The organism is Schaedlerella sp. (assembly GCF_056796775.1).
Genome location: NZ_JBQIKP010000010.1, coordinates 53,460 through 70,193, shown reverse-complemented (window position 1 = coordinate 70,193; position 16,734 = coordinate 53,460). Strand labels below are relative to the sequence as shown.

Genomic DNA, 16,734 nt, shown 5'->3' with positions numbered 1-16,734 from the left:
ATATAAATTTTATATTACAATTCAGGCCTCTCAATCCCTGCTCCCCATTGTCACCGAAAAGTCCACATCCACATAGCCGCCGCTTCCCAGCCGCTGTCCTTTCACCTTGACGATCTCTCCCGCCTTGTGTTCCAGCACGGCCTTTTCATAGGAAATGATCCCGGTGACGCTGGCGTCTCCCACCTCCAGGATCACGTCCCCGTTCTGGATCCCGGCTTTCATGGCCGGGGAATCGGCCTGCACATTTGTCACATACAGACCCTTGGGGATCTTCTTTTCCTCGAAAAGTTCATCCGTTACAGCGGTGCCGAAGATTCCGGTGTAGGGAACGGCCTCCCCGTTGAGCAGAAGGCCCATAACCTGCTTCATATCCGAGACTGCCAGGGCATTTGCCGAGGCGGACGCGCCTTCGCCCAGGATGCCGCTTTTCACCAGGCCGATGGCCTGGCCCTTCTGGTTGAACAGGACGCCGCTTGCGTCGGCGGATGCCGCAATATCTGTGGCGATCACCCCGCACTGGCCGTCGGCATAATCGTGATCCCACTCCTTGGCGCTGATGATCCCATAGCCGACTCCATTTTCATAGCCGAACATCTGTCCCAGGGCAATCACCAGATCCCCCCGGACGGAGATGTTGGAATTGCCCAGCTCTGCCACCCGGATCACATTCCATGTGCTGTCTGAGATGGAGGCCCGGTCAATTCCGAATACCGCAAGCCCCCGGTTGCCGTCCTGCTTCACCAGCTTCGCCGAATGCCGCGTATGATCCGGAAATATGACGGACCATTGTTCCGCGCCCTCACAGACGGAGTTATCCGAAAGAACCAAAAGCTCCTGTCCGTTGTCCGCCGCCAGCAGTCCTGTGGTGCCGGTATGCGCGCCTGTCCTGGCCGGGGCCTCGCCTTCCTTGGCCCTCCGGACGTAAACCACGCACTGCTCCGCTTCCTTTGCAACGGCATACATACTCTGCATGATCTCCCGGTAGCTGTCCGCAGTCAGCTCCGGAACGATGATCTGAGGCTCCGGCTCCGGTTCCTTTTCCTCTTCTTCCTCCTGGACAGGCTCCGGCTCCTCCTCTTCATCCTTGGGAAGCGTCACCTCCTTGGCCTCCTCGTGAAATGTCTCCTGAGCCCAGGGCCGAAGTGCGTAAAAGCCGCAGCAGGCTGCTGCCCCGATGATCAGACCGTACACCGCCATTTTGGAAAGCTGCAGCGCAATCTGCCCTCCGGTGACCGGCTTTGGCTTGATTGTTTCCTGTAAAAATGAAAATGATTCCCTTTGAGTCCCCTCATCCTGACTCTTTTGCTCTTCCGGTTTCCGTTCTTCCATACTATCCTCCGGCTCCACAATCCTTCTCATTATACTCATGGCCGATGAACTCTGCCGTGAGTATCGCGCCGTATTGCAACCATACCTTTTCCATCATCCCTCATCGTCCAACGGAAAAGGCCGGATGCCTCTCTTGCTATAGTATACCTGATTCTCCGTAATTGTTCAATATCATCCTGTTTCGTTTACGGTTCGTTCACGATTCGTTCACATTTTTATATTCCGTTTTCCAGGTCAGGGCAACAAAAAAGGAAGGGAAACATCCCCCGCTTTAGGGCACATTTCCCTTCCTTTTCTATTGATTCTTTCAAATCCATAAAAGGAAACCGAATACTCGTAGTAATGCTCCGGCATGATCACTCCGATGTTCCCTGTCGCAGCGGGCGCGGACCTGGCGGTGGAGCCGGAGACGTATCCCATCTGCTCCGCCACCTGTTTGATCCGAATCCGCATCTCCTCGCTGACCCCCGGCTTTCCCGACAGTGCCTTCGACACCGCCACATTGCTCACTCCGACCCTTGCCGCTATATCTGCCAATGTAACTCCTTTAGCCATATCGATCCCCCCAGTTCCCGCAATCTGCACCCGAAAGCCTGCCGGCTTCCGGACAAATCCACAAAAATATTTCTGAAAATATAGTTAACAAAATTATATTTATTTAATTTGTATTTGGTTAATTCTAAATATACTCAAATTCTCCGGTATTGTCAATGGCAACTTCTGTTCACCCCCGCTGAAAAAAACTCCTTTTCTTTCTCTCTCATATCATGTACAATAAAAACAGCTTTTGTCTTACCACGAATATAGAAAAAAGGAATTTACAATATGAATCAGAAAACATTAACCAAATTAGAATATGACAAGATCACTGCTCTCTTAGAGGAGCAGGCCTCCTCCTTCCGGGGTCGGCAGCTCTGCCGCCGCTTAAAGCCCATGACCGACGTGGAGCGGATCGACGAGGCACAGGAGCAGACGGCGGCCGCATTTACCAGGCTCATCAAGAAGGGGCGCATTTCCTTCGGGGACGCGGCGCCGGTGGAGGAATCCATGAAGCGCCTGGAGATCGGCGCGGCCTTAGGCAGCGGGGAGCTGCTGCGGATCTGTAAGCTTCTGCAGAACGCCGGGCGGGCGAAAGCCTATGGGCGGCACGACACCCAGGAGGAATCGGCGGACTGTCTGGACGCCTATTTTGAACAATTGGAACCGCTGACCACGCTGTCCAATGAGATCGACCGCTGTATTCTCAGCGAGGAGGAGATCAGCGACGACGCCAGTCCCGCTCTGAAACGGATCCGGCGCAGCATGGACAGCATCAATGAAAAGGTCCACACCACGCTGAACGGCCTGGTCAACGGCTCTATGCGCACGTATCTGCAGGATCCCATCATCACCATGCGGGGCGACCGTTACTGCATCCCGGTGAAGGCAGAGTACCGGAACCAGGTCAGCGGCATGATCCACGACCAGTCCGCCACCGGCTCCACCCTTTTTATGGAACCCATGGCCGTGGTCAAGCTGAACAATGACCTGAAAGAGCTGTACGCAAAGGAGCAGGAGGAGATCCAGGTCATCCTGGCCCGATTAAGCGAGGAGACCGCGGGATATATTGAAGAGATCCGTACCGATTACCGGTGCCTGACGGATTTGGACTTTATTTTTGCCAGAGGGCAGCTTGCCATGTCCATGAACGGAAGCCGTCCCATTCTGAACAAAGAGGGACGGATCCACATCCGCAACGGACGGCATCCCCTTCTGGATGCCCGGAAGGTAGTGCCCATCACGGTGACTCTGGGGCAGGATTTTTCTCTACTGATCATCACCGGGCCGAATACCGGAGGAAAGACGGTTTCTCTGAAAACCGTAGGGCTGTTTACGCTGATGGGGCAGGCCGGGCTGCACATCCCGGCTTCCGACCGTTCGGAGCTGGCCGTATTTCACCAGATCTATGCGGATATCGGAGACGAGCAGAGCATTGAGCAGAGCTTAAGTACCTTCTCCTCCCACATGACCAATATCGTTTCCTTCCTGAAAGACGTGGACGAAAAGTCTCTGGTGCTCTTTGACGAGCTGGGGGCGGGCACGGACCCGACGGAGGGGGCGGCGCTGGCCATCGCCATCCTGTCTTATCTCCACGACCGGGACATCCGCGCCATGGCCACCACCCATTACAGCGAATTGAAGGTGTTTGCCCTGTCCACGCCCGGCGTAGAAAATGCCTGCTGCGAGTTTGACGTAGAAAGCCTGCGCCCCACCTACCACCTGCTCATCGGCATTCCCGGAAAGAGCAACGCGTTTGCCATCTCTGGAAAGCTGGGGCTGCCGGAGCATATCATTGAGGATGCGAAAATGCGTCTGTCCGAGCAGGACATTTCCTTCGAAGATCTGCTGACCGACCTGGAAGCGAGCAAGCGGACCATCGAGAAAGAGCAGGACGAGATTCAGGCCTACCGCCGGGAAATGGAGCGCATGAAGGCGCAGCTCCGTCAGAAGGAGGAACGTCTGGAGGAGCAGCGTGAAAAGATCCTTAAGGAAGCCAATGACAAGGCCAACGCCATCCTGCGGGAGGCCAAGGAGGTGGCCGACGAGACCATCAAGAATTTCCACCGGTTCGGCAAGGAGAATATCTCTGCCGCCGAAATGGAACGGGAGCGGGAACGTCTGCGGAAAAAGATCAAGGATACGTCCTCCGCGCCTTCCCTGAAAAGCCAGAAGCCGAAGAAGGAGCACAAGGCGTCCGACTTCAAGCTGGGCGAATCCGTGCGGGTGCTCAGCATGAACCTGACCGGGACCATTCATTCCCTGCCCGATGCTCGGGGAAATGTGACAGTACAGATGGGCATCCTGAGTTCGCAGGTGCATATATCAGATCTGGAGATCATTGAGGAGCAGAATCCATTTTCCGGATCCCGGAAAAAGCATACCGGCGGCGGACGGATCAAGATGGGCAAGTCCCTCTCCGTCAGCCCGGAGATCAACCTGCTGGGACGGACGGTGGATGAGGCCGTCTCGGAGCTGGACAAATATCTGGACGATGCCATCCTGTCCCATCTCAATACGGTCCGGGTGGTCCACGGCAAGGGGACCGGCGCGTTGCGCAAAGGGATCCATGAGTTTCTGCGCAGGCAGAAGCATGTGAAATCCTATCATCTGGCGGAATATGGAGAGGGGGACGCCGGGGTTACGATTGTGGAATTGAAATAGGAGGGGATATTATGGCAGCAAAACAGAAAATTTTGATTGTAGACGATGATGAGAATATTGCGGAGCTGATCTCGCTTTACCTGAATAAGGAATGCTTTGACACGAAGATCGTTTTCAACGGGGAGGACGCGCTGGATGCCTTTGAGAGCTACCAGCCTCACCTGATCCTGCTGGACCTGATGCTTCCGGGCATGGACGGCTACCAGGTGTGCCGGGAGATCCGCGCGAAATCCTCCACCCCGGTGATCATGCTTTCCGCCAAGGGCGAAATCTTTGACAAGGTGCTGGGGCTGGAGCTGGGGGCCGACGACTACATTATGAAGCCCTTTGATTCCAAGGAAATGGTAGCCCGGGTCCGGGCCGTCCTGCGGCGCTGCCAGCCTGCCAGACAGGAGGCTCCCGCTGCCGATAAGACAAAGCGGGTGGAATACGACGGGCTGACCATCAACCTGACCAATTATTCCGTGGTCTGCGATGGCAGGCAGGTGGAAATGCCGCCTAAGGAGCTGGAGCTCCTCTATTTCCTGGCAGCTTCTCCGAACCAGGTGTTCACCAGGGAGCAGCTTCTGGACCAGATCTGGGGGTATGAGTATATCGGCGATACCCGGACTGTGGATGTGCATATCAAGCGGCTGCGCGAGAAGATCAAGGATCATCCGGGCTGGTCCATCAGTACAGTGTGGGGGATCGGGTATAAATTCGACACCAAGTCCAATGCACTATAAGGAACTGGCATGAAATAAAATATACAGATCATCTGTCTTTCCTGCCTGTTCAGAACCAAAAACGGAGAACGTTATGAGAAGTACTCTGCATATCAAATTTGCATTATTATATATTATCTTTGCCTTTTTAGGCATATTTACCACGGCCACGCTGGGGCGGCAGCTCCTTCTGGAGCGGATTGCGGCTACCAATTCAGAATCACTTTACCAGGAGGCGAACCTGATCGCCTCCAATTATCTGCCGTCCTATTTTACGGACAACACGACCTCCTGGGCGGTCCACTCCCAGCTGAACGCCATGCGCATTTATCTGGATGCCTCCCTCTGGTTCGTGGAAGCCGACGGCACCCTCATCACCGCCTCAAACCTGGAAAATACCGCCGCGCCGGAGAGGATCGACGAATTTGACCCGGCGGAAACGGGGGGGAAGCAATATCTGACTGGGGAATACCACGGATATTTTCAGGAGGAGGTCATGACCGTCATCGCGCCGGTCATCCAAGGCTTCCAGACCAAGGGATACCTTCTGGTCCACCAGCCTGTGTCCGCTCTGGAAAGCCGCTGCACCCGTATGATGATTCCGTTTTACATCACGCTGTCGGTTATTTTTATGCTGTCGTCCATCTTCCTGCTGGGCTTCCATTATTTCATCTACCGGCCTCTGAGCCTGATCACGGAAGCGGCCACCCAGTACGCGTCCGGCAACCTGGACTACGAGATCCCGGTTTATACTCAGGACGAGATGGGCTATCTGTCCGCGTCCCTGAACTATATGTCCGCCCAGTTAGGGGACATGGAGGACTACCAGAAAAAGATCGTGGCAAATGTATCCCATGATTTCCGTTCCCCCCTGACCTCCATCCGGGGCTATGTGGAGGCCATGACCGACGGTACCATTCCGCCCGAGCTGCACGAAAAATACCTGAATATCATTTTATTTGAGACGGAGCGGCTCACCGACCTGACCAATGACCTGCTGACCTTGAATGAATTTGACACCAAGGAGCTTCTCCTGGACAAAACCCGTTTTGATATCCAGGAAATGATCAAGAATACCGCCGCGTCCTTCGAGGGCGTCTGCACGGAGAAGCGGGTTTCCATCGAGCTGCTGCTCCTGCCGGAGCAGACCTTTGTATTTGCGGACAGCCGGAAGATCCAGCAGGTGCTCTACAATCTGATCGACAACGCGATCAAGTTCAGTGAAAATGACGATTCGGTGAAGATCGAGGTAGTCCAGAAAGGCGGGAAGATCTTTGTCTCCGTGAAGGATACGGGGATTGGGATTCCCAAGCGGGAGATCAATAAGATCTGGGAGCGATTTTATAAGTCCGACGCTTCCCGCGGGAAGGATAAGAAAGGGACCGGTCTGGGGCTGTCCATCGTGAAGGAAGCGATCCTGGCTCATGACGAGCATATCAATGTGATCAGTACGGAAGGGGTCGGGACGGAATTTATCTTTTCGCTGGCGCGGGTGGAGTGAATGAAAATGAATGGAATTTAATAAAGGCTTTACACTAAAATTTGCTTTTGATATAATAAAAAAAGCAGATAACGTTGTAAACAGCATTTTCCAGGGAGGTGAGCAAATGCCGTCAACAAACTTAGAAATCGCCAAAACAGCCATAGACGATTTTAAAGAAATACAGGAATATATGATATTAGCCAAAGAGGAGCATGCGGAGAAAACCTATGCCAAGTTGAAAAAGAGATATCTCACGTTAAAAGCAATTCTCAACGTAGCAGGAGTGAATCTGACAGATATTGATGAAATTAAGGAATAATATAAGCGAATATCCGTTCCGGAACCACTATGCAAAAAATGTGTAAAGTCTGATGCGGAAAGCACAGATTTTACACATTTTTTAATCCTCACCTTCTTTTCTTCTATACCCCAAAGTTTCTTAGTAAATTGCAGTGTCTGATTATTGATAAAGCATCTTTTGGATCGACGCGTCATTCATATTGTCCTGTGTCACCCAGAGGTACCCTGTACTGACCTGGGCCTCATTGCCGGACTGCAGGACAGTCCTTGCCGCCGCCACCACGGACGCGTACCCGATTCCAAACGGATTCTGCACTACCAGCCCGGAGATCTCGCCCTCCTCCAGCGCCTTGAGCTGTTCCCTGCCCACATCAAATCCCATAAGGACGATCTCCGCAGGATCTGTGTTCTCTTTTGCGCTTACCGAGGATTCGCTGTCAGATCGGCCGTCCTTATCACCGGATGCCTCATCTGCGGGATCTTCGTTCTCTGAATCCTCCTGAGGGGCTTCTTTCTCCCCATTCTCTCCGGGCTCATTTCCGCCTGCCTGAGAATCCTGTGCCGGCTCCTGATCCTCCCCGGCTCCATCACCTGACCGGGCTGCTTCCTTCATTTCCCCGCCAGGCTCCCGGGCATCCTCTCCGGTCTGCTCCTGTGTCCTGCCGTCCTCCTTCTGATCCGTATCTTCCCTTTGGTCTTTCTCTTCCTTCTGTCCTTCTTCCCATGCCTGCTCTGCCTGCCGGATTGCCTCCAGCCCCAGCATGGTGGTACTGTCATTGGTTCCGAAGATGCCTTTCAGCCCCGGATGCTGTTCGATCAGATACTGTACGGCATCCGCATCCGTGACGCTCTCCTTCTCTACCTTCCGCCCACCTTCTTCCAGCCCTTCATTCTGTTCTTCCGCCATCTGCTTTTTCAGGTCATCCAGCTGATCGCAGTAAACGACTTCCGCCGTCCGGACATCCGGATAGTTCTCCGCAATCTCGTTCTGGAAGCTCTTCGCGCGCTCCTTGGCTGTCTCGGACTTGGAATCATGGACCAGCACCATCACGTCTCCTTCTCCGCCGATCTCATCCGCCAGCTTGTACGCCCCGGTGCGGGCCGCCTCCTGGTTGTCCGTCTTGACCGTACACTGGATCCCCGGATATTGGTTTCCGGAGTCCAGGGCAATGATCGGGATCCCGTTCTCCGTGGCAAGGTCAAACTGAACCGTACAGGCCTCCTCGTCGATGCTGGCGATCCCGATCACATCCGGATAGCGGGACAGCTCCTCGTCCAGGATATTCACCTGCTCATCAATGTCCTCCGACTTCGCGGGGCCGTTATAGGTCACCTTGATCTTATCATTTCCGGAGTAGCCCAGCTCCCGATTGAGATCCTCGGCCGCCTGCATGACGCCGCTTCTGACCGCTTTCCAAAAGGCAGTGGCTTCTGATTTTCCAATGATGGAGATGTAGGTCCCCTTTTCCAGCTTCAGCCCCTGGACATCCCGGTAGGCCGACGGCATGATCGGATTCAGGCTGACCTGATAGTCCGGTTCTTCCGATGTATCCCCTGTAAATGTATTCTGTTCGGTCTCTTTGGCGCACGCACCGACCATCAGCGCGGCCGCAAGTGCCAGAGCCGCAGTTTTCATAAATTTCCGTCTCATAACAAAACACCCTGCTGCCATTCACATCCAAATGTACTGACCTTTCACTTGTCTAAATTTCCATCTGCCGCGTCAACTCCCATCGACGATGCTGCCAGGTCGGCTGTGAATGGTAATAACACCCTTTCTTTCTATATTTTACCCATACCTTAATACTATACACGATTTTCGTGAAAAAAAAAGGAATATTTTCTTAAGGTTATTATGAATTTTCTTGTATATTTACCCTTTTTGTATTAAAATAGAAAAAGCAATGGATTCCATTGCAGAAGACAGTACCGGAACAGCCGTCCAAGCGGCGGAGAGATGGTTCCGGAAGTTCAATTATAAAAAGGAGGATACATATTATGGCACGTGTGATTAGTGATGAGTGTGTTAGCTGCGGTACTTGCGAAGCTGAATGCCCGGTAGGAGCTATTGCAGAGGGAGACGGAAAGTACGTGATCGATGCTGATGCATGTATCGACTGCGGAGCATGTGAAGGAGCATGTCCTACAGGCGCTATCGCAGAGGCTTAATACAGAAATATTGCCCGTCAGAAGGCAGCCTCATGGAATAACAGAATATTTTACAAAAAAGAAGTTCCCTGGAAGTCCATTTTCAGGGAACTTTTTTATTTTATCACTATAAGCTCCTCTCCTTACTCCAGCGCCGCCTCTGCCGCCTCATCCGCAGTCTTCACAAATGTCTCCGCAGCCTGAGCCGCCGGCCGGCCTTCCCCGACCTCCTGCAGCATCTGCCACCATGCGGTCCGCGCCTGGGCCCAGCCCGGCGTGATCTGATAATAGTCGCCCATGTATTTTGTAAAAATGCTGTACTCCCGCATGATATCATCATTTACATAGATATCCTCCATGTCGCGGACCGGCCAGTACACTGCGGTCTGGACGGATTTGATATACTGCTTCTCATCCTCCGTCATGAATTTGATAAATGTCTTGGCTGCTTCGGTCCTGGCTTCATCGCCGTTGTCAAAGACTCCGAATCCCCAGATTCCGCCCTGCAGGCTGGGTTCCCCATCGCTGGTGGGAAATGCCATGGGAAAGATGTCGAATTCCCGCTCCGGGTTCATGGCTGTCTGGCTGACCTCCAGGGACACGTTCCAGCAAAATGCCATCGCAAGCTCTCCATTGCAGAACATCGCCACCTCATCCTGCCCCACGATATCCGGTTCAAAGGAAATGCCGTCCATTCCCTGGAGCAGTTCCAGCGCCCGGATGTTTTCCTCGCTGTTGATCATATATTCCGCATGCTCCGGATCCGTAAACGTACCTCCATACAGGTTATTTACCAGGGCGCGCGTTCCCTGGTCCCCGCCCTGTCCGCCGCAGAATATGACACCGACCTTCTCCTGTCCGTCGTCTTTCAGCGTTTTGACCGCGTTCACAAATCCGTCCGTCGTCCAGGTGTGGTTCTCTTCGTCAATATATTTCAGAGCGCCGGCCGCCTCGAACATGTCGTAATTGATCGCCATGCAGTGAGTCGTCATGCAGAGGGGATACACGTAATATTCCCCATTGCGGTGCCGGCAGGCATTGCGGACATTTTCATAGACATTGTCCGACATCTGTTCTTCTTCCCATAGGTCGCTGAGATCGGCCATCAGCCCTTTATTTCCCCAGTCAGCGACCATCCGTTCCGGGCCCTCCAGGATCAGGTCGGGAGCCCGGCCTTCCTCTATGGCCTCACGGACCTCCTCATCACCGGTAGCATAATCCAGGTACTTTACCGATATGTGGATTTTCGGGTACTTCTGCATAAAGTCCGAGATCAGCCCTGCCACTACCACGGAATTCCCCCAGTTTCCCACCGGATAGGTCCACAGTGAAATCTCCGTCATACCGTTTCCAGAATCTTTGCTTCCGCCGGAGGACGCGCCGACTTCCTGATCCTTCTCCGCGTCTCCGTCCGAACCGCTTCCCGTCCTGCCTCCTCCCGAATCGCCGGACGTTCCTCCGCAGGCGGTACAGCCGGCAGCCAGGCAGGCCGCCAGCAGCAAAGCCAGCATTTTCTTCATGTTCTGATATCCCCTTTCTTCCATAACGGTTATGCTAAGCGCCGGATAAGCGCTCAATAAAATATGACGCGCACCGCCGTGTGAACTGTATCTTTCCTCGCTTTAAGGCCGCAGATATTTCTCCAGCAGCCGGATCACTTCCTGCATATCAATGGGCTTGGGAACATGGGCGTTCATGCCACAGTCCAGACACTTCTGCACGTCGTCCCGGTAGGCGTCCGCGCTCATGGCAATGATCGGGATCGTGTCCGCGTCCGCCCGGTCCAGATCTCTGATTGCCCTGGCCGCCTCATAACCGGTCATCACCGGCATCCGCAGATCCATCAGAATCACATCGTAATAATGGAGCGGCGACTGTTCAAACATATCCACGCAGATCTTGCCGTTCTCCGCCCAGTCCAGCTCGATCCCCAGATCCGAGATCAGCTCGCTTGCGATCTCCCAGTTCAGCTCATTGTCCTCCGCCAGCAGCGCCCGCTTCCCGGCAAACTGCATCACCACGTCCGCCTGCGTCGTAGTCTCTGCTTCCTTTGTAGCGGCAAGAGGTTTCAGCCCGTAGAACAGTGTAGACTTAAACAGGGGCTTCGCAAGGAATCCATAGATTCCCACGGCCTTGGCCTCTTCCTCCACCTCATTCCAGTCAAATGCCGCCAGCAGCAGGAACGGCGTCTTGTCGCCGCAGAGCTTCCTGATCTCCCGCGCCGTCTCGATCCCGTTCATTCCCGGCATATCATAATCCAGCAGGATCGCGAAATAATTCTCTCCCTTTTCCAGACGCTTTTGTACCTCCTGGAGCGCCCGTTTCCCGTTCAGCGCCCAGTCCGCCTTGATCCCGATGGCCCTCAGCGCCGCAATATCATTTTCACAGTGGATCTCGTCATCGTCCACGACCAGCAAATCCCAATCCGGGAGCTCCATCTCCCGCTCCTGGGCCATCGCCTTTTCCAGATCCACCGTCACATGGAACGCGCTTCCCCGCCCGGGCTCGCTTTCGACCTTGATGTTGCCGCCCATGGCTTCTACGATGTACTTGGTGATGGTCAGCCCCAGACCGGCTCCTGCCGATTTTTCAACACGGGAATGGTCTTCCCGGATAAAGGATTCGAAGATCCGCTCCTTCAATTCCCGGGGCATGCCCACGCCGTTATCCTTCACCCGCAGATGGACCCGGATAAACGCGTCTCCCTTGGGGGACGGCTCTTCCTGCAGCACGAGCTGGATCCGCCCCTCCTCCTGGGTGAATTTCACCGCGTTGCTCAAAAGGTTGAGCAGGATCTGGTTGATCCGCACACTGTCCCCGCATACATTTTCCACGGTCACGTCGCGCACATAAACATCCAGCTTCTGCCGCTTCTCCTTCACCTGGTGCCGCATGATCCCCACGATATTCAGCATCACATCGTGAAGCGAAAGCTGCTCCACATTGAGGATCAGCTCCCCGTTCTCGATCTTGGACATGTCCATGATATCATTGATCATCCCCAGCAGATGCCCGCTGGAAAACGCGATCTTTTTCAAACAATGCTGTACCTGCTGGGTATCATCAATATTGGAAATGGCGATGGTCGTCATCCCCACAATCCCGTTCATCGGAGTCCGGATGTCATGGCTCATATTGGAAAGAAATTCACTCTTTGCCTTGCTTGCCCGCTCCGCCGCCTTCCGCGCCTCATCCAGAGAATGCATCTGCTGGCGCATCAGCCGGAAATATCCCGCAAATACAAGGAGAAGGGCCAGCACGATCAGCGCGCAGTCCGCCAGCGCCGTGAATGTCCACTGATCTCCGAAGTGGTCGATGGTCTCGTCCATCAGGTTGTAGGACATGCCGACCAGCAGATACCATTCGGAATTGGGCAGGCGGGTGCAGTACATATGCCGCCGCTCCCCATCCAGTGTGAATTCAATGTCGTATTCCTCATTGACCTCCATAGCAACCTGCAGTTCCTGGATAAAGGTCTCCTTTTTCATGCCCAGCACGCTGTCATAGCGTTTTCTGACCCGGTCAAAGTAATTGCCGCCGTCCAGCCCGTCGCCCCGGAAAATAAAGTCGCCGTTTTTTAATATCATATAATATTCCATGGTCTCGTCGCTGATGTTCAGTGCCAGGGTTTCGCCGATGTAGCTGACCGGAAGCCCTGCCACAAGCGCGATGCTTTCCCCGCCGTCCTTCATGGGGTAAACCGCCGGCATCCCCATCAGGATCATCGTGTCTCCCAGCCTGTCCGTCGCCGCGGCGATCTTGCTGTGCCCGCTGCGGAGTGACCGCATGAATGTCTCCGGGTCGGCCGGGTCGGCGTCATTGCCGTAGATCATCTCATATGTACCGTCCTCCGCGACAAGCGCCAGACTGGTAAATTCCCGCATCCGTCCATTGTGGGACAGGTTGACGCGCATCACATCCGCGTTTCCCACATTTCCCGGAGGCACGGATTCTACCAGGTCTCCTACCTGGGAAAGGCGCAGTCCGATAGTCGTTCCAAAATGCTCGGCCACATGATCCCCCATCCCGGACATGTAGATACCTCCGATATCGCTGATCGTCTCCGCGCTCTTTTCCCGCATGTGTACCGCCTGGAATGTGAAAACGAAAATACACAGGATCAGCACAAATATCAGGCTGACGATCAGATATCGTGTATTTTTTGACTTATTCTCCATTTCCTTAGATCCTCCCGGATTTTCTCTATGGAATTGCGCAAAAATAACTTGCCTTTTTGCGCAGAACAAATTTTCAGACACAAGGCGAAGGAATGAGGCGTACCGGGGTACGTCGATTGACGACAACGCAGTGTATGAAGATTTGGGCAAGCAAAATGGTACGATTATTTTTGCACAGTTCCTATACTCAGAAGTTCCCATATTATTTATAATATCACTTTTTTCTCTGTACGTGAAGTATGAATATGGATAACAGCAAATAAAAAAAGGAAAAAATGTCTTTATTTGACGAACGCTTTTTTTCATCCCCTGCTGTTCCATATGGTATAATAGGGGGCGAAAGCAGGTGGACAGGCTTAAGAATCTCTTTGTGCCTGATTCCGAAAGTGTATCATAATCCTAAGGAGGTATCATATATATGGGCGAGGTCAGGTACATGATTTCTGAGGCGGCCAAAAAGCTCCAGGTAGAATCCCACGTTCTTCGCTACTGGGAAGACGAACTTGGGCTGGAGATCGGCCGCACTGACATGGGACATCGATGCTATACGGAAGATGACATACAGCTTTTTCTTTGTATCCAGAAACTGAAGAATGAGGGAATGCTCCTGCGTGATCTGAAATTTATGATCCCCGAATTAACCGCAGCCCGAAAACGGCTGAACGCTGCCAGGGCGGAAGATGCAGAGGAAGGAGCAGAGAAAGAAGCAGCCGAAGGCGGGGAAGGCGGGAGTTCAAAGGCGGAAGCGAACAAGGCGTACGGCGTACATACCAGTGATGCAGGCGGTAAAACAAGCGGCATGCAGGCTGATGGGCCGGGCAGCAAAGCAGACGAGGCAGGCAGCAAGGCAATCAGGGCAGGCAGTAAGGCAATCGGGGCAGGCAGCAAGGCAATCGGGGCAGGCAGCAAATCGGATGATATACAGGCCGCCAAGGCAGACAGCAGAACCAATGATATACGCTCCGACGGGACAGACAGCAGAACCGACGATATACGCTCCGACGGGACAGACCGTGCGGCAGACTGTATGCAGGGATCGGCCTCCCTGGCTTCCGCCCATCCGGCAGCTCCGGAAGCTGATGTGATCCAGGTGACACAGCTGGAACAGGTGCGTTCGCTGATCGGGGATGTATTGACCGATGTGGTTTCCGCAAACAATGAAACACTAAAAAAAGACATCAGCCGCAAGGTCACTTCTGATGTCATCCGCGAAATGGATTTTCTCTTCCAGGCAAACGAGCGCCGGGAGGAAGAGCATTACCGGAAGCTGGATGTGCTCATACGCCAGCAGCAGGCCGGACGGCGGGAAGCCGCCAGGGAAACACCGCTGGGGAAGTTGAAGAAGCTGCTTACATAAAGAACTGCCCCGTGCTTTTGGGACAGTTCCTCAGGTACTTGCAGTATGGTAAGATTATTTTTGCTCCGTTTCTACTGCGGCTGCCGCTCTTCATTTCCAAATCGCGTATACTGCGGCATCCATGCCAGCCGAATGGTCCCGATGGGGCCGTTCCTCTGCTTGGCAATGATGATTTCCGCGATGTTCTTATCCTCGGAATCGTGGTTGTAATAATCATCCCTGTAAATAAACATACACACGTCAGCGTCCTGCTCGATGGCCCCTGACTCACGCAGGTCGGAAAGCATGGGACGCTTATCGTTTCGGGATTCCACCGCACGGCTCAGCTGGGACAGCGCGATGACCGGCACGTTCAGCTCCCTTGCCAGCCCCTTTAGGGAACGGGAGATCTCTGAAATCTCCTGCTGGCGGCTCTCGTTGCTCCTCTTGCTGCTCCCGCTCATCAGCTGCAGATAATCGATGATGATCAGGTCCAGGTTCTGTTCCAGCTTGAATTTCCGACATTTGGAGCGCATCTCAGCGATGGAGATTCCAGAGGTATCGTCTATGATCAGCCTGGATTTTCCGATGATCCCTGCGCCCTCGATCAGTTTTTCCCAGTCCGTATCCTTCAGATTCCCGGTACGCAGAAGCTGCGCGTCCACGTGGGATTCCAGAGAAAACAGACGGTTCACCAGCTGCTCCTTGGACATTTCGAGACTGAACACGGCCACCGAAAGATTTTGCCGAAATGCCACATGCTGCGCAATATTCAGCACAAACGCGGTCTTTCCCATAGACGGTCGGGCCGCAATCAGGATCAGGTCCGACCTTTGCAGGCCCGACAGCTTATAATCCAGATCGATAAACCCGGTCGGGATGCCGGTTACGGTGCCTCTTGTTTTGGAGGCCCTCTCAATGACCTCCAGGGCGTTGAGAACGACCTGCTTGATGGGCACAAAGTCTTGGAAATTGCCCCGCTCCACCAGCTCAAATACCCGCTTTTCCGTCATTTCCAGGATTTCCTCCAGGGGACGATTTTCCAGGTAGCAGGTGTTGGCGATCTCCTCATTGAGCTTGATCAGCCTGCGCAGAGTTGCCTTTTCCTTGATGATCTGCGCATAGGCTTTTGCGTTTGCCGAGGTCTGGAAGCCTGCCAGGATATCCTTCGCGAACTCCAGGCTGCTGACCTCCGGCGGAACATTCTTCTCTTTCAAGTGCTCCTGCAGTGTGATCAGGTCCACCGGCTTTCCCATATGAAATAATTCTGCCATAGCGTCAAACAGGATGCCATATGCAGTCTGATAGAAGTCCTCTCCTGTGAGGATCTCCGTTGTCTCCAAAATGGCATCCTTATTCATCAGCATCGCCCCGATGACGGCGGACTCCGCTTCTGTGCTATGAGGCAGGATCCGTTTAATTACCGCCTCTTCCATCTATTTTTACTCCTCATCATCCAACCGTACAGGTGGAATATTTGTGATACTCACAGCCGATAAGATCTGCCGTGAGTATTCATTATGCCTCTTCCCCGATCTCTACCTTCAATTCCGCGGTCACTTCCGGATGCAGCTTCACCGGAACTATATGTGTTCCCAGTGTTTTCAGCGTTTCCTTGAGCTGGATCTTCTTTTTGTCCACGTCCAGGCCCATCTGATCCTTGACCGCGGCAGCGATTTCCTTTGCGGACACGGAACCAAACGCCTTTCCGCCTTCGCCCACCTTGATCTTAAGCGCGACCTGTCCGGCTTTCAGTTCCCCGGCCAGCTTTTCGGCCGCCTCTTTATTCTCCTTGGCGATCTTTTCCTCATTGTTCTTTTTCAGCTTCAGGTCATTCATGTTTTTGCTGTTCGCTTCCACGCCCAGCTTCTTCGGAATGATGAAATTCCTTGCGTAGCCGTCATTGACATTTACAATTTCTCCCTCTTTTCCGAGAGACTTTACATCCTGCAGTAAAATGACTTTCATAGTATACAACTCCTTTTATTCTCTATATCTATGCCCAAGGGCATCCCATTATGGCCATTCACCTGTTTCCTAAGGTATACCCAAGGA

The 16,734-nt window shown here is 53.5% G+C and carries 13 protein-coding genes; 6 read left to right on the top strand and 7 right to left on the bottom strand.

Translation table 11 applies throughout. The features are described 5' to 3' along the window. Positions 1 to 30 precede the first annotated feature (30 nt). Entirely contained in the window at positions 31 to 1,329 is a 1,299-nt protein-coding gene (locus tag ACTOY7_RS07165) for a S1C family serine protease (protein ID WP_482670890.1), read from the bottom strand. Positions 1,330 to 1,563: 234 nt separating this feature from the next. Further along, complete coding sequence (locus ACTOY7_RS07160) at positions 1,564 to 1,884, bottom strand: LacI family DNA-binding transcriptional regulator (RefSeq protein ID WP_300885068.1); 321 nt, start codon at positions 1,882 to 1,884, stop codon at positions 1,564 to 1,566. A gap of 270 nt (positions 1,885 to 2,154) precedes the next feature. Between ACTOY7_RS07160 and ACTOY7_RS07155 the strand changes: the two genes are divergently transcribed. From ACTOY7_RS07155 to ACTOY7_RS07140, 4 genes are all read left to right on the top strand, one after another. Next, positions 2,155 to 4,530 (top strand): endonuclease MutS2, encoded by a 2,376-nt coding sequence (locus ACTOY7_RS07155; protein ID WP_300885067.1) that lies wholly within the window; start codon positions 2,155 to 2,157, stop codon positions 4,528 to 4,530. An 11-nt stretch (positions 4,531 to 4,541) separates the two neighbouring features. Further along, positions 4,542 to 5,255, top strand: a complete 714-nt coding sequence (locus ACTOY7_RS07150) for a response regulator transcription factor (RefSeq protein WP_160280493.1) — start codon at positions 4,542 to 4,544, stop codon at positions 5,253 to 5,255. Positions 5,256 to 5,328: 73 nt separating this feature from the next. Continuing rightward, positions 5,329 to 6,735 (top strand): sensor histidine kinase, encoded by a 1,407-nt coding sequence (locus ACTOY7_RS07145; protein WP_160280494.1) that lies wholly within the window; start codon positions 5,329 to 5,331, stop codon positions 6,733 to 6,735. A 10-nt stretch (positions 6,736 to 6,745) separates the two neighbouring features. Further along, entirely contained in the window at positions 6,746 to 7,036 is a 291-nt protein-coding gene (locus ACTOY7_RS07140; RefSeq protein WP_330690645.1) for a hypothetical protein, read from the top strand. Positions 7,037 to 7,177: 141 nt separating this feature from the next. Here ACTOY7_RS07140 and ACTOY7_RS07135 read toward each other — a convergent pair whose 3' ends face one another. Continuing rightward, complete coding sequence (locus ACTOY7_RS07135) at positions 7,178 to 8,668, bottom strand: substrate-binding domain-containing protein (RefSeq protein ID WP_482670891.1); 1,491 nt, start codon at positions 8,666 to 8,668, stop codon at positions 7,178 to 7,180. Between the two features lie 347 nt (positions 8,669 to 9,015). On the opposite strand from ACTOY7_RS07135, the gene fdxA reads away from it, so the two are divergent. Further along, complete coding sequence (gene fdxA / locus ACTOY7_RS07130) at positions 9,016 to 9,186, top strand: 4Fe-4S ferredoxin (RefSeq protein WP_160280496.1); 171 nt, start codon at positions 9,016 to 9,018, stop codon at positions 9,184 to 9,186. Between the two features lie 122 nt (positions 9,187 to 9,308). On the opposite strand, the gene ACTOY7_RS07125 is transcribed toward fdxA, so the two are convergent. Further along, positions 9,309 to 10,685 carry an extracellular solute-binding protein gene (locus ACTOY7_RS07125; RefSeq protein WP_160280497.1) on the bottom strand — a complete coding sequence of 459 codons (1,377 nt, stop codon included), beginning with the start codon at positions 10,683 to 10,685 and terminating at the stop codon, positions 9,309 to 9,311. A gap of 102 nt (positions 10,686 to 10,787) precedes the next feature. After that, the gene (locus ACTOY7_RS07120) at positions 10,788 to 13,343 is read right to left on the bottom strand and encodes a hybrid sensor histidine kinase/response regulator (protein WP_300885065.1); all 2,556 of its coding nucleotides are present in this window, start codon (positions 13,341 to 13,343) and stop codon (positions 10,788 to 10,790) included. 418 nt (positions 13,344 to 13,761) lie between these two features. On the opposite strand from ACTOY7_RS07120, the gene ACTOY7_RS07115 reads away from it, so the two are divergent. Beyond that, positions 13,762 to 14,700, top strand: a complete 939-nt coding sequence (locus ACTOY7_RS07115; protein WP_482670892.1) for a MerR family transcriptional regulator — start codon at positions 13,762 to 13,764, stop codon at positions 14,698 to 14,700. 71 nt (positions 14,701 to 14,771) lie between these two features. Here the strand turns inward: ACTOY7_RS07115 and dnaB are convergent, their stop codons facing one another. Continuing rightward, on the bottom strand, positions 14,772 to 16,115 hold the full coding sequence (gene dnaB / locus ACTOY7_RS07110) for a replicative DNA helicase (protein ID WP_160280500.1): 1,344 nt from the start codon (positions 16,113 to 16,115) through the stop codon (positions 14,772 to 14,774). Positions 16,116 to 16,197: 82 nt separating this feature from the next. Beyond that, positions 16,198 to 16,647: a 50S ribosomal protein L9 gene (gene rplI, locus ACTOY7_RS07105; RefSeq protein ID WP_394683861.1), complete on the bottom strand. Its 450-nt coding sequence runs from the start codon at positions 16,645 to 16,647 to the stop codon at positions 16,198 to 16,200. Positions 16,648 to 16,734 lie beyond the last annotated feature (87 nt).